The 18,430-nt window shown below is 49.2% G+C and carries 19 protein-coding genes; 1 reads left to right on the top strand and 18 read right to left on the bottom strand.

What is annotated here, in order from left to right; genetic code table 11:
* Positions 1-7: 7 nt before the first annotated feature.
* From AC9UEP_RS01820 to pgsA, 14 genes are read right to left on the bottom strand one after another with little or no spacing between them, the layout of a single operon-like run.
* Entirely contained in the window at positions 8-2,167 is a 2,160-nt protein-coding gene (locus AC9UEP_RS01820; protein ID WP_509543486.1) for a RelA/SpoT family protein, read from the bottom strand.
* 11 nt (positions 2,168-2,178) lie between these two features.
* Complete coding sequence (gene secF, locus AC9UEP_RS01815) at positions 2,179-3,231, bottom strand: protein translocase subunit SecF (RefSeq protein ID WP_509543484.1); 1,053 nt, start codon at positions 3,229-3,231, stop codon at positions 2,179-2,181.
* A gap of 4 nt (positions 3,232-3,235) precedes the next feature.
* Positions 3,236-4,768 (bottom strand): protein translocase subunit SecD, encoded by a 1,533-nt coding sequence (secD, locus tag AC9UEP_RS01810; protein WP_509543482.1) that lies wholly within the window; start codon positions 4,766-4,768, stop codon positions 3,236-3,238.
* A gap of 11 nt (positions 4,769-4,779) precedes the next feature.
* A complete protein-coding gene (gene ruvB / locus AC9UEP_RS01805) occupies positions 4,780-5,838 on the bottom strand; it encodes a Holliday junction branch migration DNA helicase RuvB (RefSeq protein WP_509543481.1) in 1,059 nt (352 codons plus the stop codon).
* Positions 5,839-6,447, bottom strand: coding sequence for a Holliday junction branch migration protein RuvA (gene ruvA / locus AC9UEP_RS01800; protein WP_509543479.1), 609 nt, complete (start codon positions 6,445-6,447; stop codon positions 5,839-5,841).
* Positions 6,444-6,998: a crossover junction endodeoxyribonuclease RuvC gene (ruvC, locus tag AC9UEP_RS01795; protein WP_509543477.1), complete on the bottom strand. Its 555-nt coding sequence runs from the start codon at positions 6,996-6,998 to the stop codon at positions 6,444-6,446. Before ruvC ends, ruvA begins: the two co-directional genes overlap by 4 nt.
* A gap of 32 nt (positions 6,999-7,030) precedes the next feature.
* A complete protein-coding gene (locus AC9UEP_RS01790; protein WP_509543475.1) occupies positions 7,031-7,783 on the bottom strand; it encodes a YebC/PmpR family DNA-binding transcriptional regulator in 753 nt (250 codons plus the stop codon).
* Between the two features lie 58 nt (positions 7,784-7,841).
* A complete protein-coding gene (pdxT, locus tag AC9UEP_RS01785; protein WP_509543473.1) occupies positions 7,842-8,414 on the bottom strand; it encodes a pyridoxal 5'-phosphate synthase glutaminase subunit PdxT in 573 nt (190 codons plus the stop codon).
* Positions 8,415-8,427: 13 nt separating this feature from the next.
* Entirely contained in the window at positions 8,428-9,315 is an 888-nt protein-coding gene (pdxS, locus tag AC9UEP_RS01780) for a pyridoxal 5'-phosphate synthase lyase subunit PdxS (protein ID WP_509543471.1), read from the bottom strand.
* Between the two features lie 44 nt (positions 9,316-9,359).
* A complete protein-coding gene (locus AC9UEP_RS01775; protein WP_509543567.1) occupies positions 9,360-10,394 on the bottom strand; it encodes a DUF3048 domain-containing protein in 1,035 nt (344 codons plus the stop codon).
* The gene (locus AC9UEP_RS01770) at positions 10,384-10,887 is read right to left on the bottom strand and encodes a LemA family protein (RefSeq protein WP_509543470.1); all 504 of its coding nucleotides are present in this window, start codon (positions 10,885-10,887) and stop codon (positions 10,384-10,386) included. Before AC9UEP_RS01770 ends, AC9UEP_RS01775 begins: the two co-directional genes overlap by 11 nt.
* On the bottom strand, positions 10,880-12,058 hold the full coding sequence (locus tag AC9UEP_RS01765; RefSeq protein ID WP_509543468.1) for a glycosyltransferase family 4 protein: 1,179 nt from the start codon (positions 12,056-12,058) through the stop codon (positions 10,880-10,882). The genes AC9UEP_RS01770 and AC9UEP_RS01765 overlap by 8 nt, the downstream gene beginning before the upstream one ends.
* Positions 12,058-12,942 carry a phosphatidylinositol mannoside acyltransferase gene (locus AC9UEP_RS01760; RefSeq protein ID WP_509543466.1) on the bottom strand — a complete coding sequence of 295 codons (885 nt, stop codon included), beginning with the start codon at positions 12,940-12,942 and terminating at the stop codon, positions 12,058-12,060. The genes AC9UEP_RS01765 and AC9UEP_RS01760 overlap by 1 nt, the downstream gene beginning before the upstream one ends.
* Entirely contained in the window at positions 12,939-13,550 is a 612-nt protein-coding gene (gene pgsA, locus AC9UEP_RS01755; protein WP_509543464.1) for a phosphatidylinositol phosphate synthase, read from the bottom strand. Before pgsA ends, AC9UEP_RS01760 begins: the two co-directional genes overlap by 4 nt.
* Before the next feature lie 15 nt (positions 13,551-13,565).
* On the opposite strand from pgsA, the gene AC9UEP_RS01750 reads away from it, so the two are divergent.
* Complete coding sequence (locus AC9UEP_RS01750; protein ID WP_509543462.1) at positions 13,566-14,162, top strand: P-loop NTPase family protein; 597 nt, start codon at positions 13,566-13,568, stop codon at positions 14,160-14,162.
* Here the strand turns inward: AC9UEP_RS01750 and AC9UEP_RS01745 are convergent.
* The 4 genes from AC9UEP_RS01745 to AC9UEP_RS01730 are packed head-to-tail and all read right to left on the bottom strand — an operon-like array spanning position 14,145 to position 18,386.
* Positions 14,145-14,645: an HIT family protein gene (locus tag AC9UEP_RS01745; protein ID WP_509543565.1), complete on the bottom strand. Its 501-nt coding sequence runs from the start codon at positions 14,643-14,645 to the stop codon at positions 14,145-14,147. The two genes, AC9UEP_RS01750 and AC9UEP_RS01745, sit on opposite strands and share 18 nt — an antisense overlap.
* A gap of 26 nt (positions 14,646-14,671) precedes the next feature.
* On the bottom strand, positions 14,672-16,660 hold the full coding sequence (thrS, locus tag AC9UEP_RS01740) for a threonine--tRNA ligase (protein ID WP_509543460.1): 1,989 nt from the start codon (positions 16,658-16,660) through the stop codon (positions 14,672-14,674).
* A 5-nt stretch (positions 16,661-16,665) separates the two neighbouring features.
* The gene (locus AC9UEP_RS01735) at positions 16,666-17,388 is read right to left on the bottom strand and encodes an aminotransferase class IV (RefSeq protein WP_509543458.1); all 723 of its coding nucleotides are present in this window, start codon (positions 17,386-17,388) and stop codon (positions 16,666-16,668) included.
* The gene (locus AC9UEP_RS01730; protein WP_509543456.1) at positions 17,385-18,386 is read right to left on the bottom strand and encodes a chorismate-binding protein; all 1,002 of its coding nucleotides are present in this window, start codon (positions 18,384-18,386) and stop codon (positions 17,385-17,387) included. Before AC9UEP_RS01730 ends, AC9UEP_RS01735 begins: the two co-directional genes overlap by 4 nt.
* Positions 18,387-18,430: the final 44 nt, after the last annotated feature.

Raw genomic sequence — 18,430 nt, 5'->3', positions numbered from 1 at the left:
AATCTAATTATGTGCGATAGACGTCATAGACGCCTTCAATATTTCGCACTGCAGCCAGCACAGAATCAAGATGCTTGGCATCGGCCATTTCAAAGGTAAAACGAGAGATTGCTACCCGATCCTTTGAGGTACTCACTGCTGCACTTAAAATATTTACGTGCTGCTCAGAAAGCGTTCTGGTTACATCTGCCAAGAGCCGGGCTCGATCTAGCGCTTCCACTTGAATATTAACCAGGAATAAGCTGGCCGCACCCAATAACCACTTAACTCCCACTACTCGCTCGCCTTGATTCTCACGAAGATCAGTGGCGTTGATGCAATCCTCCCGGTGCACGGAGACACCTGATCCTTTAGTAATGAAGCCCATAATGCCATCGCCCGGAACTGGAGTGCAGCAACGGGCGAGTTTTACTAGTACGTCATCAACACCTTCAACTTCCACCGCACTGGATGTTCGCTTGGTTGCCTGTATCCCAGTGGGAATACTTTCGATGGTGGGTTCCGGATGAGAATCTTCGGCCGACATGGACGCAGTGAGTTTCTCCACGATAGAGGCCGCGGACACGTGACCATCTCCAACTGCGTTATAGAGCGCATCGATATCGGCATAGTGCATGTCATGGGCTAGCTCAAGTAGCGCATGACCCGCAAAGATTTTCTGTAGTGGCAGTCCTGCTTTGCGCATTTGGCGAGCGATAGATTCACGCCCGGCATCAATTGCTTCCTCTCTTCGCTCCTTACTAAACCATGCCTTAATTTTCGAACGCGCACGTGGGCTCTTAACAAAATTGAGCCAATCGCGACTTGGCCCAGCGTATTCGCTCTTATTGGTAACAATTTCAATCACATCGCCATTGACCAACTTTGATTCAAGTGGGACCAGACGACCATTGACCTTAGCCCCGGCACATCGCAGACCCACATCGGTGTGAACCGAGAAGGCAAAGTCGACAGGTGTGGAACCACCCGGAAGTGCAACAACTGAACCTTTAGGCGTAAAGACGAATACTTCAGGACTTCCAAGATCAAAGCGCAGCGCCTCTAGAAATTCAGAAGGGTCTTCGGTCTCTTTCTGCCATTCATGTAATTGCCGAAGCCACATCATCTCCGGGGTATTAGTCTCTGGTTCCCCGCTCTGTTTGTACTTCCAGTGAGCGGCAATACCAAACTCGGCGCGAGAATGCATCTCATAGGTTCGAATCTGAATCTCAATCGCCTTCCCATTTGGCCCAATGACGGTGGTGTGAAGTGATTGATAGAGATTAAATTTAGGCATCGCTATGTAATCCTTAAATCTTCCCGGAACCGGACTCCAGCGAGCGTGGATTGAACCCAATACTGCATAACAGTCCTTCACATCACTAACCAAAACTCTGATTCCCACAAGATCATAAATCTCATTGAATTCACGGCCTCTGACAACCATCTTTTGATACACGCTAAAGAAATGCTTCTTCCGCCCGGTTATGGTGGCTTTTATCAAATCTCGCTGCAAATCCTTCTCAACAGCGTCAACAACTTCAGATGTAAGCGCATCTCGTGAAGGTGACCTCTCTGCTACCAGCCTTGAAATCTCTTCAAACTTTTTTGGTTCAAGAACTGCAAATGAGAGATCCTCTAACTCCCACTTGATGGCATTCATGCCAAGCCTGTGGGCAAGTGGGGCATAAATATCGAGAGTCTCTTGTGCTTTACGTTGTGCTGATTCGGCAGAGACAAAACCCCAGGTGCGAGCATTATGAAGACGATCAGCTAACTTGATAACCAATACGCGAATGTCGCGAGACATCGCAATCACCATCTTACGAACCGTCTCCGCCTCTGCCGTAGGACCGTAGGTTAATTTGTCGAGCTTGGTAACTCCGTCAACTAAGTTAGCAATCTCATCACCAAAGTCCGTACGAAGCTGCTGCAGTGAATAAGGAGTATCTTCAACTGTGTCATGTAAGAGTGAGGCAACAATTGTGATTTCGTTTAAACCCAACTCAGCCAGGATCAGTGAGACAGCTACTGGATGAGTGATGTAATCCTCACCAGATTTTCGTAGTTGTCCTTCATGGGCTGTGCGAGCAATCTTAAAAGCACGAGCTATCTCCGCACCATCACTAAGAGGGTGATGCTCCTTAAGCGCACCTATGAGAGGAGCGATTAAGGTTTCTGTATCCATATGCGAAAAGGTTATTTGCGAACTTTGCGCTTTGGTTGATTACGTGGACCACCCTTGGTGGCTGCAGAAGCTACTTGCTTGGATTCTGTAATCACTGGCGCCGCACCGCGAGCGGCAACCCTCTTGGCAAGTGCCTGCATCGCAGGTTCCTTCTCGCGAAGGGACGCAAGAAATGGTGGAGCGATAAATACAGATGAATACGTTCCCACTGCTAATCCAATAAAGAGTGCGAGTGAGAGATCCTTAAGCGTTCCGGCACCAAGTAATCCAGCTCCTACGAATAGAATCGAACCTACGGGAAGCAGAGCAATAATCGAAGTATTTGCAGAGCGGACAAGAGTCTGATTCACCGCCAAGTTAGCAGCCTGTGAATATGTCTGCTTACTGTTTGCTGTGACAGATTTCGTATTTTCTCTTACCTTATCGAAGACCACGACAGTGTCATAGAGCGAGTAACCTAGAATGGTAAGGAATCCGATTACCGTTGCCGGAGTGACGTCGAAACCAACGACTGCGTAAATACCGACCGTAATGAGCACGTCATGCACCACTGCGACAATGGCTGCAAGTGCCATCTTGGGTTCAAATGCCATTGCGAGAAAGAGCATTACTGCCAACAAGAATGCGATCAATCCGTAGATAGCTTTCTTCGTAATTTCCTTACCCCAGGATGGTCCAACAATCTGAGTGTCGATTGACTCAGCTGGAACATCAAAAGTGGAGGTCAGAACATTTTCTGCGGCTTTAGCTTGTGCTGGAGTGAGCGCGCCGGTTTGAATACGAATCTTGTCATTACCTATTTTTTGAACGATCGCCTCGCCCGGGATATCAAATTTTGAAGCTGCTTCTCTACCTTGTTCAAGTGTGATTCCCGGCTTGCTCACTGTGTAGGAAGCTCCACCTTTGAACTCAAGACCTAAATGCAAACCTTGAATGGTAAGAGCAGCGATAGAAATGAGAAGGAAGAGCGCTGAAATCGAGTACCAACGCTTGCGATTGCCAATGATATTAAATGATGTTTCACCCGAATAGAGGCGGCCACCAAGACCTGAAATTTTAGCCATTGTCTTATGCCTCCAGAGTCGTAGTTGAAGTATTTGCATTCGCACTCTTTAGCCCGACGCTCTTAGGCGAGAAGCCTGAAAGCGGATGACCTGATGCAAAGAAATTGATGCGGGCTATCAGCGTGACAAGCGGCTTGGTGAAGATGAAGACCACAATTAAATCAACGAGCGTGGTGAGCCCCAGTGTAAATGCGAAACCACGAACTCCACCGACGGCGAAGAAATAAAGCAGTACTGCAGCGAGAATTGAGACCATGTCAGCCACGATGATTGTGTGACGTGCTCGCAGCCAACCCATATCGACTGCAGATCTCAGAGATCTTCCTTCTCGCGCTTCATCTCGGACACGTTCGAAGAAGACGATAAATGAGTCGGCGGTGATTCCGATGGCAACAATGGCTCCAGCGATACCTGCCAGAGTTAATGTGAATCCGATCGCCTCACCCAAAACTAGGAAGAGTAGATAGACAAGAAGGGAGGCAACAGCGAGTGAGCCCACAGTCACTAAACCAAGTGCGCGGTAATACAAGACTGAGAATATGACCACCAGAATAAGACCCAGTGCTCCAGCTAACAACCCAGCATCTAACTGATCAGAGCCGAGCGTTGGAGAAACTTGCTGAACTTCACCACGATCGAAGGCAAGAGGTAGCGCACCATATTTAAGGACGTTGGCAAGATCTTCTGCCTCTGTTTGCGTAAATGATCCAGTGATCTGCGCGTTACCCGAAGGAATCGCTTCATTAATGGATGGTGCTGAAACAACTAATCCATCGAGCACGATTGCAACCTGATTTAAAGGTGAGGCAAGTGATGTAACACGACCTGTGAGAGCACCGAATGCGGAAGTTCCTTCGCCATTAAAGGAAAGTGATACAAACCAACCCGCTGACCCTTGCTGATCGATACCCGCAGACGCTTTAGAAACCTGTTGTCCTAGCACCTCGGCCGGAGCAAGAATGTACTTACTTGCCCCTGTTCTTGAACACGCAACAATTGTTTCAGAAGGTGAATCCGCACCAGTTCCCTGTTGACTCTCTAACTTGGAACAATCAAGTGCGGCAAACTTTGCATTAAGTTCCGATGTAACCCCTGCTGTGGGAGTGGCGGTGTCTAATCCACTTCCCGCTAACCCGGACGATTCTGCAAGAACTTGTCTAAAACGAAGCTCTGCAGTTTGTCCAACCAAATCAACGACACGGCGACCAGAATCTCCAGGAACGGAGATAACGATCTGGCGGTTAGTGCCACTGCCCTGTGCTGTTACTTCAGACTCTGCAACACCAAGTGAGTTCACACGCTGGCGAATAATGGTCACTGCTTGATCAATTGCCGCCGACGTAATTTTATTAGAATCATTCGAGGCACGAGGTTGCAAGGTAACGCTGGTGCCACCCCGCAGATCAAGGCCAAGCTTGACCGAGGATGCACCCTGAATCAGGGCTGTTCCCACGAGTCCAAGCAGAATGATTGCCAGCAGTGCTAGAGCTCGAGCGGGCCGGCCTGAGGTCTTCACAGTTTTAGTAGGTGTGGACATAAGAGGAGAGTCTAGGCGTCAGGCGCGGGCGTGTCGAAAAGAGAAATCGTCCCAGCCGGAGGCGTTCGCCCAACATGCTCCCAACCAAGGGCCGTTGCTATTCGACCTCGCGGAGTACGCGCCATAAAGCCATTTCTGACTAAGAATGGTTCAGCAACAGATTCCACAGTCTCAGTCTCTTCCCCCACAGCAATAGCAAGTGTGGAAAGTCCGACCGGACCACCAGCAAATCTCTCAATGAGTGCAAGGAGAACAGACCGATCCAATCGGTCGAGCCCTTTCTCATCAACTTCATACATTTGCAGCGCAGCTGTTGCATCCGAGTGAATGATTTTTTCAGAACCTCGCACCTGCGCATAATCTCGCACTCTTCGCAGCAATCTATTGGCAATTCTGGGAGTGCCTCTCGATCTTCCTGCAATTTCGGAAACTGCCTTTACATCAATTTCCAGGCCAAGCAGCGAAGCACTTCGCGAAATAACTTGCGCTAACTCTGATTCTTCATAGAAATCAAGATGTGCGGTAAAGCCAAAGCGATCTCGCAGTGGAGATGTCAGCAAACCTGCTCGAGTAGTGGCACCTACCAATGTGAAATGCGGGAGTTGCAACGGAATAGCCGTGGCTCCCGGGCCTTTACCAACAACGATATCAACTCGGAAATCTTCCATCGCAAGATAGAGCAGCTCCTCAGCTGGCCGAGGAAGTCGGTGAATTTCATCCAGAAAAAGAATCTCGCCTTCAACAAGTGAAGAGAGAATTGCCGCTAAATCTCCCGCATGAGTAATTGCCGGCCCACTCGTAATTCGAATGGGTGTCTGCATCTCACTCGCCAAAATCATCGCCAACGTCGTCTTTCCAAGTCCTGGTGGACCCGAAAGCAGAATGTGGTCTGCTGCCGATCCTCGCTTGCGCGCAGCACTAAGTAATACATCAATTTGTTCACGCACGCGATGTTGCCCAATGAAATCCTTGAGCGTCTTCGGACGCAGCGCGTGTTCGATTCCCGAGTCATCATTCGTAAGGTCTGGATTCACAAGCCGCTCACCGCTTTCACTTGGCTCGATACTCATTTAGGAACGTCGTCCTTGTGCCAAAGTGGCCTTCAGCAATTCAGAGAGTTCTAGTGATAAGGCATCGACCCCAGATTCAGCATATGTTGCTAAGACTTCATTAATTGCTGAATCTGAATCCTTCGCACTAAATCCAAGTGAGACCAGAGCTGAGGTGAGTTGTTCACGCCAGATTGGTTGATGACTCTGAACGCGCTCTGCTCCGCCCAAGTCAGAAATCTTTCCTTTTAGTTCGAGAATGAGTCGCTGTGCTCCTTTGCGCCCGATTCCTGGAACTTTTTCAATCGCCTTGATGTCTTCCTGCGCAATGGCTCGAGATAGTGAATCAGGGCTATGGGAACCCATGATTGCTAGCGCTACCTTCGGGCCTATTCCAGAGACTGTTTGCACAAGTTCAAAAGTATTTCTACTCTCCTCATCCAGAAAACCGAAGAGAGTCAGTGAATCTTCGCGGACAACGAGTGAGGTGAAGAGTTGTGTTGCCGCCCCCAAATGAAGTTGAACGCTGGTTGGACCAGTGATGGAAACTGCCAGCCCAACTCCTCCAACTTCAATCACAGCCCGATCTGGATTAATTGAACGAACGATTCCGTTTACTAGTGAAATCATTTCTTCACCAACTTAGCGAGCCGGGATTTCTCAATCGCTACTGCCTCTGCAATTTTTGTATTCGCCCCACCTCGCCAAATATGGCAAATCGCAAGGGCTAAGGCATCAGTGCTATCTACCGGCTTCGGAATTGACTCTAAATTAAGTAAGCGTTTAACCATCTCGGCGACCTGCGCTTTATTCGCTCGTCCTGATCCAGTAACGGCAGCCTTTACTTCAGACGGTGTATGCATCATCACTGGAATGTTCCTGCGGGCTGCAACTAAGAGCGCGATTCCGGCAGCTTGGGCGGTTCCCATCACGGTTCGAACATTGTGTTGGGAAAAGACACGTTCAACAGCGATCACGGTGGGTTTATGTAGAGCTATCCACTCTTCCAACTCACTTTCTAATTGAAGTAGCCGCAGCTCAAGTGCTGCATCCGGTGGCGTAAGAATGACACCGACACCAATCAAAGTAAGTGGTGATCCAATTGCGCCTTCGACAACGCCCACGCCACAACGCGTCAATCCCGGGTCCACCCCAAGTACTCGTTTATTTATCTGGCTCATAACTTCTAAGCCTAGGTCAGCCCTACGACGACTTAAGAAAGGCTCGCCAGGACTTCATCTGAGACATCGAAATTAGAGTAGACATTCTGCACATCATCTAACTCCTCAATCGCATCAATAAGTTCAAAGACCTTGGTGGCTCCTTCGGCATCGAGTGGAATCTGCATGGAAGGCAGGAATGAAGAATCTGCTGATTCATAATCAATTCCAGCACTTTGAAGCGCGGTTCTAGCTGCTACGAGATCGCTGGCTTCACACACGACTTCAAATGATTCACCTAAGTCGTTCACATCTTCAACCCCAGCATCAAGTGCTGCTTCCAGAATCGAATCTTCGGTTACACCGCCGACCTTGCTGACGATGATGACGCCCTTGCGATTAAAAAGATATGCCACAGATCCCGGATCAGCCATGCTGCCACCATTTCGCGTCACAGCAACACGCACTTCAGATGCTGCGCGATTACGATTATCAGATAAACATTCGATCATGAGCGCAACACCATTTGGTCCATAGCCCTCATACATAATAATTTGCCAATCGGCGCCACCAGATTCCAGGCCCGCGCCACGTTTGACTGCTCTTTCAATATTATCTGCCGGCATTGAATTCTTCTTCGCCTTAGCAATTGCATCAAAGAGAGTTGGGTTTCCCTCTACTTCAGGACCGCCATTACGCGATGCCACTTCAATAGCCTTAATTAGTTTCGCAAAGTTTTTAGCGCGACGGCTATCGATAATCGCTTTCTTATGCTTGGTCGTCGCCCATTTGGAATGGCCTGACATCGTCAACACCTCAATCAGTTTTCATGAGGCGATTACTTACGCCCCTAATGTCCGAACTTTATCGCCCTTTACACATCTCTTCAAAGAAGTAGCGATGTATTTCCAGGTTACTCGTCAATTCCGGGTGGAAACTTGTAGCTAGAACTTTGCCCTCACGCACCGCAACCGCGTGCCCGACAGTCTCTGCCAGAACCTGAACCCCAGGACCAAACTGCTCTACCCAAGGCGCTCTGATAAAGACCGCGTTCATCGCCTTGCCATTAAAGGTCAGCTCTGATTCAAATGAATCTACCTGCCTACCAAAGGCATTTCGGCGAACAGTGATATCTAATCCGCCAAATGTCTCTTGCCCTTTTGCGCCATCAAGGATGCGATCGGCAACAAGAATCATTCCGGCACACGATCCATACACTGGAAGTCCATCGGCAATGCATTTTCGGATGGGATCAAATAATTCGAAAGTCTTGGCCAGATGAACAATGGTGGTGGACTCTCCGCCAGGCAAAATTAGCGCATCAATGCTTTCTAATTCAGATAAGCGCCTGACTTCGATCGCCTCGTAGCCACATTGCGTTGTGGCAAGAATGTGCTCGCGAAAATCTCCCTGTAGAGCTAGCACGCCAACTTTCATAAAATAGCGTTAACTACCAACCACGTTCTGCTAAACGATGTGGCACCGGAATATCTGCAACATTAATGCCAACCATTGCCTCGCCCAGACCGCGGGAAACTTCGGCAAGCACCTTTGCATCCTGATAGTAAGTAGTTGCTTTCACACAGGCTGCGGCGCGTTGTGCTGGATTTCCTGATTTGAAAATTCCAGATCCAACGAAAACGCCATCGGCGCCCATCTGCATCATGAGTGCAGCATCTGCTGGCGTAGCGATTCCGCCTGCTGTAAAGAGAACAACCGGAAGTTTTCCAGTTTCAGCAACCTCTTTGACCAGTGCATATGGTGCCTGTAACTCTTTAGCTGCGACATAGAGTTCATCTTCACGAAGAGATGAAAGTCGCCGGATTTCGGCGCCAATTGTGCGCATGTGCATCATCGCATTTGAAACATCGCCGGTTCCGGCTTCACCCTTTGAACGGATCATGGCGGCACCTTCGTTAATACGACGAAGTGCTTCACCTAAGTTGGTTGCGCCACAGACGAACGGAATCTTGAAGTTCCATTTATCAATATGGTTTGTGTAGTCAGCCGGTGTCAGAACTTCAGACTCATCGATGTAATCAACACCGAGACTTTCAATAATTTGGGCTTCCACGAAATGGCCAATGCGAACCTTGGCCATCACAGGAATCGAGACAGCTGCTTGAATCGCTTCGATCATGTCCGGATCTGACATGCGCGCTACGCCACCTTGTGCACGGATATCTGCTGGCACGCGCTCTAGCGCCATCACTGCACATGCACCGGCATCTTCGGCAATCCTGGCTTGCTCAACGTTGACAACATCCATGATGGTGCCGCCCTTAAGCATTTCAGCCATTCCACGTTTAACGCGTGCGGTGCCAGTTGTTTCAGACATTTATTTAAGCTCCTCGTTTAGCACATTGTGTGCAGGAAAAGAGTCTACTTTGGAGTTACCGATACCGCATCCGCGGGAGCAAGAGTGAAAGCAGGTTGCCTATCTGTCAGGGCCACCCAAATCTGCCCCTTTTCAAAGGTGATCTCTTCACCGCTCATGCTCAACCAGCGAGTTCCCTCTTCGGCAGTAGGTCGGCTCCAGGTGGCCTTAATAGATTTGCCATTTCGCAAGATGTAACCAGCGCCACTTCCGACAGTGGCTGAACGCGGAGTGATTCCGCCATTTTTATCCTTATAAATTGAATCCGTAATTGAAACTATTTGAATAACAAATGTGGAAGCGCCAAGCCGAGTCCCAGCTTCTGTGATGTTCGGCTCCTTTCGAAAATCTAAAAGCCAACGATTCTCTTTCTTAGACCAATGCACATCATAGGAACTAGCTGGCCAGGAAACCTGGGCAAATGTAATTGCTACACCTTCCTCAATCACTTTCCCAAACTTCCAACCCATGCTCTTAGATTGCGCGAACTCCAAGCCTCTGCCCTTTGCAAGTTCCAGCAATAGGTCTGCGCGCAGCACCATCGCATATGGCTGCGTGCGAGTCGGATCCGTTGTGAAGATTGTTCGCGAGTTTTTCTGAGCTCCTAAATCGTGAAGGTTAGCCGCAGCAATAATCGGTAGCATCTTGCTTTGAGCTCCACTATAGGCGAAGCCAACGCGACCATACTGGGCAAGAAGTTCAATATCTGAAATGCGCGCCGACCGAACCGGTCCAATACGTGTGGGGACCTTTGAAGAAAAGACAGCGGCAAGACGTGTGGAGCCACCCTCCACCTGCTCGATGTAAATCAAATCTGCATCCTCTAAACCGATCTGTGGATGCGCCATAGCTGTGTCGTCAATCTTCACAACCAGCACCGGCGCATCTACGCCAGCTCGCCCACTGATTGAATTCTCGGGCGGAGTGGCGGCAAACGGAATTCTCGCCTGGAAAATTGCATCAGGTGAAACGACGGAGGTCAACAACACACCACCTGCTGCAACCACGAAAATTACCGCGGTTATGCGCTTAAAAAACATCGCCTTCAAATTCATAAGTTACAGGCTCTGGCGCTGAACCTGCTAACCGAAATACACGAATAAAAAGCTTCTTGCGCACCATCTGTGTTCTTGTCACAGCTTCAACGTGCATGGCTATGGCCACCTTGATCTTGGCTGTCAGATCTTTAAGTTCAAGTAAGAGCTCTTGCTCCAAAGGATTTTGGGTGTCGGCTGAATTCTCAATCAGAATTCCTAGTGCGCCAGTCAGGCCAGTCTCTGCTTGAGAGCGATCTCGCACCGTCGCTTCACGTGCTTGGTGGGCGGCAAATGTCAGAAGAAGTGATGCTGCTGGATCAGAGATCTCAGAGCGAGCTATCTCAATAGCAACAGCTGCTCTGCGTTGTAGTAATCCGTCGAGATTAGCCCAACTTGTTTCAACGCGGTGATGTAACCGATTTAGGCGCGTCGCCAGAAATGATAGATACCAAGCAAAAATGGAGAGAATGAAAAAGGCTAGTAGAAAGTTATTCATTGCTGCGACCTAACAATCTGTTCCAAGCACGATTATCGGAAGCTAGTGTTACTCCTCTGCCACCCACCATCGCCATTTCATACACATCATAAATTCTCTCAGCAACAACGTCCCAGTCAAAACTCTGCGCGTAGTCATGGCCTTTCTTAGCTATCGCACTTCGATGCACTGGATCTTGCAGTAAAGCAATCGCCTTCTCTGCTAAATCGGAGGCATTTTCGGATTCGAAGAGAGTTCCATACTCCCCGCCACCCAGTAGGGACTCAAATGCTGGAATGTCACTAGCAAGTACAGCGGCGCCAGCAGCAAGTGCTTCGGCCAAGATGATTCCGAAGGATTCGCCCCCAGTATTGGGTGCGACATAAATTCCCACAGATGCCATGAAGTTAGCTTTATCTGACTCTGAAATGGTTCCTAGGAATGTGAACCTATTTCGAAGATGGGGTTCAAGTTTTTCCAGGAAGGTCTCCGGATCTCCCGGTCCTGCAATGAGAATGCGAACATCCGGGATCCGACTCAAGATTTGTGGCAACGCCTCAATCAGCACGGAAAGACCTTTTCGATACTCTTCAAAGCGACCAATAAAACCGATGGTGTTTCCCGACCATCTCGCATCTATCGTTGCATCTGCAAAGCGCCCGGCATAGATGCCATTGGGAACAACCATGGCATCTGTATCAAGATGTATCTGTAGCGTCTCGCGTGCAGCCTCACTGACAGCAATACGTGCATTGAGTTTTTCTACCACCGGCTCCACAAATGGAGTTATTGCAAAGGCAATCTTCTTTCGAGAAGAGGCTGCGTGAAAAGTTCCCACCATGGGTCCTTCTGCAGCCCAACAAGCAAGAAGTGAAATGGATGGAATTGCTGGTTCATGAAGGTGTAAGACATCGAAGTTTCCTTCAGCTATCCAGCTCTTCACCCGACTAAAGGCGACCGGGCCGAAAAGTAAACGAGCTACCGCTCCGTTATAGGCAATCGATATCGGGCGACCGGCACTAGTGACATAGGGAGGCAAATTCTCATCACTAGCAGATGGGGCCAAGACAGAAACTGTGTTACCTTGCGCAATCAGGTATTCAGCCAAATCACCGATATGGCTCTTAACTCCTCCAGGTGTATCCCACCCATACGGGCAGACAATTCCAATACGTTTCTTAGCTAACGGCATTACCTATGCTCCTTGAAATCGCCATCGGTCCAGATTCTTTGCAGCATATGCCAATCCTGCGGGTGTGCGGCTATCCCTTTTTCAAAAAGGCTCGCCATGCGCTGCGTTGTCTGCGCAACACGTTCGGACTCACTTCCATCTACTGCCACATCTACAGTTGTGAACTCAATCTGAATTCCGCCTTGCTTATATGAAACGTGGGCTACTACTAGCGGTATTCCGGTCTTGATTGCTAGCAGGGCAGGACCTGCCGGCATCCGTGCCGGAAAGCCAAAGAAGTTCACATCCACACCCGAAGCCGAAAGATCTCTATCTGCAACAAGTGCAATCAACCGCTTCTCACGAGCACGTTTGATCAGCGTGGCAAAGGAACGCGAATCAATAGATAGGACCTCAAATCCCATAGCTTGGCGAAATCGCAAGAACCGCTGGAAGAGTGCTTCTGGCTTTAGCCTTTCGGCAACTGTGACCAGCGGTATTCCAAGTGAGCAGAAGTAGGCACCGGCGTGATCCCAATTACCGGAGTGCGGCAGCGCAATGACGACTCCCCTTCCTTCACGCATGGGATCAAGGAGTAACTCGCCACGAGTGAGGGTGACCGAGTCTTGTATTTGCGATGTCGACCAATCTTGAATTCGGAATGTGTCACACCAATAGCGAAGATAGGAACTCATCGCTTTCCGGACCAACTCCTCCAATTCTGCGGCGCTTAAGTCAGCTTTGATGCGGCTTAAATTGCTGCGAAGCCGCTGAACACTCTTGCCATTCTTCTTCACCAAATAGTAAGCAAGTTTTTCAAATAGCCCGTAGGCCCACTTATGTGGAAGGACTCGAACTATTCTCCAACCGGCAAAATATGCCAGCGCTGTGACTTTGGCTATCACGAATCTGCAAGACCTTTACGGACCACCTGTAGCCGCTGAAATACCGTTACCAATCCTAGAATTGCAAGTGTCCAGATTCCGATTGCCAAAATATATGGAACACCTAACCCATGAAAACCAGCTGCGACCAGAATAATGATCAATCGTTCGGTGCGCTCTGTGATTCCCACGCTGCAGGCGATATTGAAACTCTCTGCCTTTGCTCGGATGTAAGGGATGAGCACGCCAGTTACCAGCGCAACAACTGCCGGATATGCCAGCACATCTTCATTTCGAATCAGTGGTAGTGCCAGGCTTATCACTATTGCGCTATCGGTCACGCGATCAATCGTTGAATCCAGGAATCCACCCCAGGCCGTTGCGCCCTTATCTGAAATTCGAGCCATCGCACCATCAAAGAGATCACTCAAGGCGAAGGCTGTAATCACGAGAGTGCCAACAAAATATTCTTCTCTACTATAGAAATATGCTGCCGAAATAATGAGACCTAGCGCACCTAAAACTGTTACTGAATTCGGAGTAAGGCCCAAACGCAGGGCGGTTCTGGCCAACGGATTTATTAATCTGGTGACCGCAGGTTTCAGTGCGCTACTTATCATCAGGACCATCGTAGGCTTTCCCTCATGCCTTCTCCTAGTTCCGAAGCAACCAAACGAATCCACGTATACGGCCACGTCTCTGGGGCCCCGCAGGCAATTGCCTCTGAATTCGGCGGAAGCATCTCCTCCTCGCCTGAACACGAATCTGACCTTGCGATATTCGTCATTAATCCCGCTGCCGGTATAGATGCAGAAACTATTGGGCTCTGGGCAGCCCTAGATGAAATCCAGATTCCACGTCTTGTTCTTGTCAATGGACTCGATGGGCAAGAGTTAGATTTTGAAGATGCCGTCATGGTCGCAAATCGAGTCTTTGATCAATTAGTCACGCCATATCTGGTTCTTCATCATGATGATGGATCACCGGCGGCGCTCATACGCCTTGATGATTTACACATCATTGATTACTCGATAACTCCCCCAACAGCTCGCGTCTGTGACCCGGAACATGAAGAGTTGGTCAAACAGTTCAGGGAAGAGTTCTTGGAACAGATGCAAGAGATGGATGATGGCGCATTCGCTGCTGGCATTCTCTTTCCTGCAATTCCTATCAATCTCACCAACGGAATCGGGATCGATATCGTGCACGACTACATCAAGTCCCTACCAAGCAGCAGCTAACTCATCTCGAGTAATAGTAAGTAGCTGGGGCATAACCTTCGTCTTTCCAATAATCGGCATGAAATTAGCATCACCTGACCAGCGAGGAACTATGTGTTGATGGATATGCGCTGCCACACCGGCTCCTGATATCGCACCTTGATTCATTCCTAAATTAAATCCATCAGCCTTTGAGACTTTGCGCAAGGTTGTCATTGCATGCGAACTGATATCTGTAATTTCATGGCGCTCTTCGATGGTGAGTTCAGTGAGATCTGCGACGTGGCGATTGGCACAGACCAAGAGATGTCCGGGGTTATAGGGATAGAGATTCATCACAACGTAGGCGCTCACGCCTCGGTAAACAATCAAACCTTCTTCATCGCTGAGAGTAAGAATTCTGCAGAATGGGCACTCAACGTCATTTCCATCTAGCGGGCGATTTTCACCCCGTAGATACTCCAGACGATGGGGAGCCCATAGCCGTTGCCAACCATCGGGCATGCCAACACCATCAATATCACTCACCGCTAAACCTGACGACGTTCGGCAATCGTTGCCAAAATCTCGGCAATCGCATCTGCAATAGGGACGCCATTCTTCTGATCGCCATTGCGATATCTAAAGGAGACCGCATTTGATTTTACATCTTCCTCGCCAGCGATGAGCATGTACGGAATCTTCTGCATCTGGGCATTGCGCACCTTCTTCTGCATGCGATCATCCGAGAGATCAATATCTGCGCGAATACCAGCAGCCTTCATCTCTTTCACAACTTTCACCAAGTGATCGTTAAAGGCATCGGCAACAGGAATACCCGTTACCTGCACAGGTGCCAACCATGGTGGGAAAGCACCGGAATAGTGTTCGGTGAGAACACCAAAGAATCGTTCAATTGAACCAAAGAGTGCGCGGTGAATCATCACTGGACGTTGCTTACTGCCATCGGCTGCAGCAAATTCAAGGTCGAATCGCTGTGGTAATTGGAAATCAACTTGAATGGTAGACATCTGCCAGGTGCGACCTATTGCATCCTTAGCCTGCACTGAAATCTTTGGCCCATAAAACGCTGCTCCACCTTCATCCAGAACTAGTTCCAGGCCTTGCTTGACCGCAGCTTCGCGCAGCGCTTCAGTTGCCGCATTCCAATCTGAATCTTCTCCCACGGATTTTTCAGAATTACGTGTAGATAGTTCGAGATAGAAATCTGCTAGTCCATAATCACGAAGTAGGTTGAGCACGAAAGTCAGAAGTGAATCGAGTTCGCCAGCCATCTGCTCTTTGGTGCAGTAAATATGGGCATCATCTTGGGTAAAGCCGCGGGCACGAGTGATGCCGTGTAATACGCCAGATTTTTCATAACGATAGACCGTACCGAATTCAAAGAGTCGAAGTGGTAGTTCACGATAAGAGCGCTGACGAGATTGAAAGATCAGATTGTGGAAGGGGCAGTTCATCGGCTTCATGTAGTACTGCTGTCCAGCACGCTTAATAGTTCCATCAGCATGGAGCTCTTCATCCATGATCATTGGTGGATACATTCCTTCGGAGTACCAATCAAGATGGCCAGATTTTTCAAAGAGCGCCGCTTTAGTTAAATGTGGTGAGTAGACAAATTCATACTCTTCCTCCTCATGGCGCTTGCGCGAATAATCTTCCATCGCCCGACGAATGATTCCGCCTTTCGGGTGAAAGACTGCAAGTCCTGAGCCAATCTCTTCCGGGAATGAGAAGAGATCCAACTCTTGTCCGAGGCGTCGATGATCACGCTTTTCCGCCTCCGCAAGTAATTCCAAATAGGCATTGAGTTCATCTTGCGAAGGCCAGGCAGTTCCGTAAATGCGTTGCAACATCGGATTCTTCTCCGAACCTCGCCAGTAAGCAGCCGCACTTCGCATCAATTTGAATGCTGGAATATGTTTTGTTGAAGGTAGGTGCGGACCCCGGCAGAGATCAGACCAAACAGGTTGGCCATCACGACCTAAGTTGTCATAAATCGTTAGCTCAGGGCCTCCCACTTCCACACTTGTCTCATCGGTGGCACCACCTTTAAGACCAATAAGTTCGCACTTATATGGCTCATGAGAAAGCTCTTTGAGGGCATCAGATTCTGTGGTGATGCGACGCTTAAAGCGCTGACCGTCTTTAACGATCTTGCGCATCGCACTTTCGATCTTCTCCAGATCATCGGGATTAAATGGGTTCTTCGGATCAAAGTCATAATAGAAACCATCTGTGATGGGCGGACCTATTCCCAGTTTCGTATCGGCAAATACCTGCTGCACAGCTTGTGCCATCACGTGGGCGGTTGAATGTCGAAGGACTGCCAGACCCTCCGGTGAAGAGATTGACACGGATGTCACTACATCGCCCTCGGCTAAGTCGCTCCAGAGATCTTTGAGCACGCCATTTACGGTGCAAAGAACGATCTCTCTATTCTCAGCAAATATTTGTGTCGGCCGCTGGTCGCCTTCAATAGACCGCGATTGGCCATCCACGACGACGTTGATCAGTGACATGGGCGTTAGCCTACCGAAACTGGTTGTAAGTGAGCGCGAATGAGGGCCTCGAGTTCACGTGATGATTCACCGATCTCTAATTTCATATCACCGATGAAGGCGATGGGCTGAGCAATACGCAGACTTGAAAGTAGAAAGCCTGATTTAATCTCGGGCACCTCCGAGATATGAGTCGGGCGCACACTCACGCCACACTCCTCGATCGCCACTGCTCGCACAATCCCGGGCAATACCCCCGCTGTAATGGGTGGTGTGACCCACGCGCCATCGATACGCAACACCAGATTGGAGACCGCGCTCTCGGTAATCTCATTCTTAGCGTTAAAGAGGATGCAATCATCGAATCCCTCATCACGCGCTGACTTAAGGATGGCGAAGCGATCATCGTAAGGAAACTTCTTATGGATTAAGCCAAGAACTGTCTCGCTATAGAAATTGAGATTGCTTGGCGCCGTGAGCTCCTCATATTCATCATGGCTTAGATGGAAGAGGTCATCTGCAAAGCACAACCGCAAGCGGCCCACTGGAAATTTTTCTGTACTCAATATAAGAGAGAGTCTTGCCCTAATACTTTCTTCATCGGGAAGGGTGATGCCCAGTTCTGCAGCCGAAGTGATAGCACGGCGCATATGTCGTGCCAGGGCAATCGGTTTTCCTTCAACCGTCTTTATGGTCTCAAAGATTCCAGAAGTGCGAGGAAAGCCATAAGCATCAACTTCTATCGTCACTGAATCTCTCCCCCAGCAATGTTTAACAAGTGTCTTGCTTTAAGCCGAGTCTCTTCCCACTCGGCGCCAGCATCACTTGCCCATGTGATTCCGGCACCAGTTCCAAAACGCAGTACATCCTTCTTCGTTCTCCAGAAAGTTCTGATCCCAACTGCAATCTCTGCCCGATCTCCCTGCACCCACCCGATGGCGCCACAATATGGCCCGCGCCTAACCTCCTCATGGGTGTTGATAATACGTAGCGCCGCACTCTTTGGCGCTCCACTTATTGAGCCTGCCGGTGCTAGCGCATCAAAGATTTGCGACCATTTCAACTGCCCAGTGAGAGTTCCGGTTACATCTGAAACTAAATGACGCAGGCCAGGATGTTTTTCGGTGCGAAAGAGTTCAGTGACAGCAACACTTCCTGATTCACAGATCCTGCCAAAGTCATTGCGCATCAGATCCACAATCATCAGATTCTCAGCTTTATCTTTTTCCCCAAATGTTTGCTCATCAGAACGAATCGTGCCCTTAATGGGAGATGTGGTGATTTCTTGGCCACGGCGGGAGAGAAGTCTTTCCGGAGAAGCAGAAGCAATCTCTATCTCCGGCAAGTGCAGGTATTGCGCATAAGGTGCTGGGTTCTTACTGATCAATTGCGAGAAGAGCCCGGCCAGTGAGTCGCTCGGCTGCGCTAGCTGATTAATTAATTCATAACAGGCATTAACCTGATAGACGCCACCGGCTGCAATCTCTTCTCTGATCGCATCGACATAAGCGATATAACCATCTCGATCACACGATGAGCGCCACGGCGTAGCAATCTCATCCCATTGCGATAGTGGAAATTGCGCATCTTCCACGGTTGCAAACCGGGCAAAGGTCGCTTCGCCTTCAAATGTAATAACGATGGCCCAGAAGTTTCCATCGGCTAATACCGAAGGATTGTTGCTGATTTCTTCTAATTGGGTCGCGAGTCGTCCACCCATCCAGAACTGATTTTCGAGGCCATACACCTGGCTAAGGCTACGCACTTAGCGCGTATAAACAGTGCGAAATA

Origin of the sequence: Candidatus Planktophila sp. (assembly GCF_040402315.1) — a bacterium.
GTDB lineage: Bacteria > Actinomycetota > Actinomycetes > Nanopelagicales > Nanopelagicaceae > Planktophila.
The sequence above is the reverse complement of the archived record's forward strand: the minus strand, read 5'-3'. Positions and strand labels throughout refer to the sequence as shown.

Bases quoted from the DNA above. Each gene is read 5' to 3' on its own strand.
- pdxT (WP_509543473.1), bottom strand. From the start codon at position 8,414: ATGAAAGTTGGCGTGCTAGCTCTACAGGGAGATTTTCGCGAGCACATT.
- ruvA (WP_509543479.1), bottom strand. From the start codon at position 6,447: ATGATTTCACTAGTAAACGGAATCGTTCGTTCAATTAATCCAGATCGG.
- AC9UEP_RS01775 (WP_509543567.1), bottom strand. From the start codon at position 10,394: ATGTTTTTTAAGCGCATAACCGCGGTAATTTTCGTGGTTGCAGCAGGT.
- AC9UEP_RS01790 (WP_509543475.1), bottom strand. From the start codon at position 7,783: ATGTCAGGCCATTCCAAATGGGCGACGACCAAGCATAAGAAAGCGATT.
- pgsA (WP_509543464.1), bottom strand. From the start codon at position 13,550: ATGGTCCTGATGATAAGTAGCGCACTGAAACCTGCGGTCACCAGATTA.
- AC9UEP_RS01750 (WP_509543462.1), top strand. From the start codon at position 13,566: ATGCCTTCTCCTAGTTCCGAAGCAACCAAACGAATCCACGTATACGGC.
- ruvB (WP_509543481.1), bottom strand. From the start codon at position 5,838: ATGAGTATCGAGCCAAGTGAAAGCGGTGAGCGGCTTGTGAATCCAGAC.
- thrS (WP_509543460.1), bottom strand. From the start codon at position 16,660: ATGTCACTGATCAACGTCGTCGTGGATGGCCAATCGCGGTCTATTGAA.
- AC9UEP_RS01765 (WP_509543468.1), bottom strand. From the start codon at position 12,058: ATGCCGTTAGCTAAGAAACGTATTGGAATTGTCTGCCCGTATGGGTGG.
- secF (WP_509543484.1), bottom strand. From the start codon at position 3,231: ATGGCTAAAATTTCAGGTCTTGGTGGCCGCCTCTATTCGGGTGAAACA.
- AC9UEP_RS01820 (WP_509543486.1), bottom strand. From the start codon at position 2,167: ATGGATACAGAAACCTTAATCGCTCCTCTCATAGGTGCGCTTAAGGAG.
- AC9UEP_RS01770 (WP_509543470.1), bottom strand. From the start codon at position 10,887: ATGAATAACTTTCTACTAGCCTTTTTCATTCTCTCCATTTTTGCTTGG.
- ruvC (WP_509543477.1), bottom strand. From the start codon at position 6,998: ATGAGCCAGATAAATAAACGAGTACTTGGGGTGGACCCGGGATTGACG.
- AC9UEP_RS01745 (WP_509543565.1), bottom strand. From the start codon at position 14,645: ATGCCCGATGGTTGGCAACGGCTATGGGCTCCCCATCGTCTGGAGTAT.
- secD (WP_509543482.1), bottom strand. From the start codon at position 4,768: ATGTCCACACCTACTAAAACTGTGAAGACCTCAGGCCGGCCCGCTCGA.
- pdxS (WP_509543471.1), bottom strand. From the start codon at position 9,315: ATGTCTGAAACAACTGGCACCGCACGCGTTAAACGTGGAATGGCTGAA.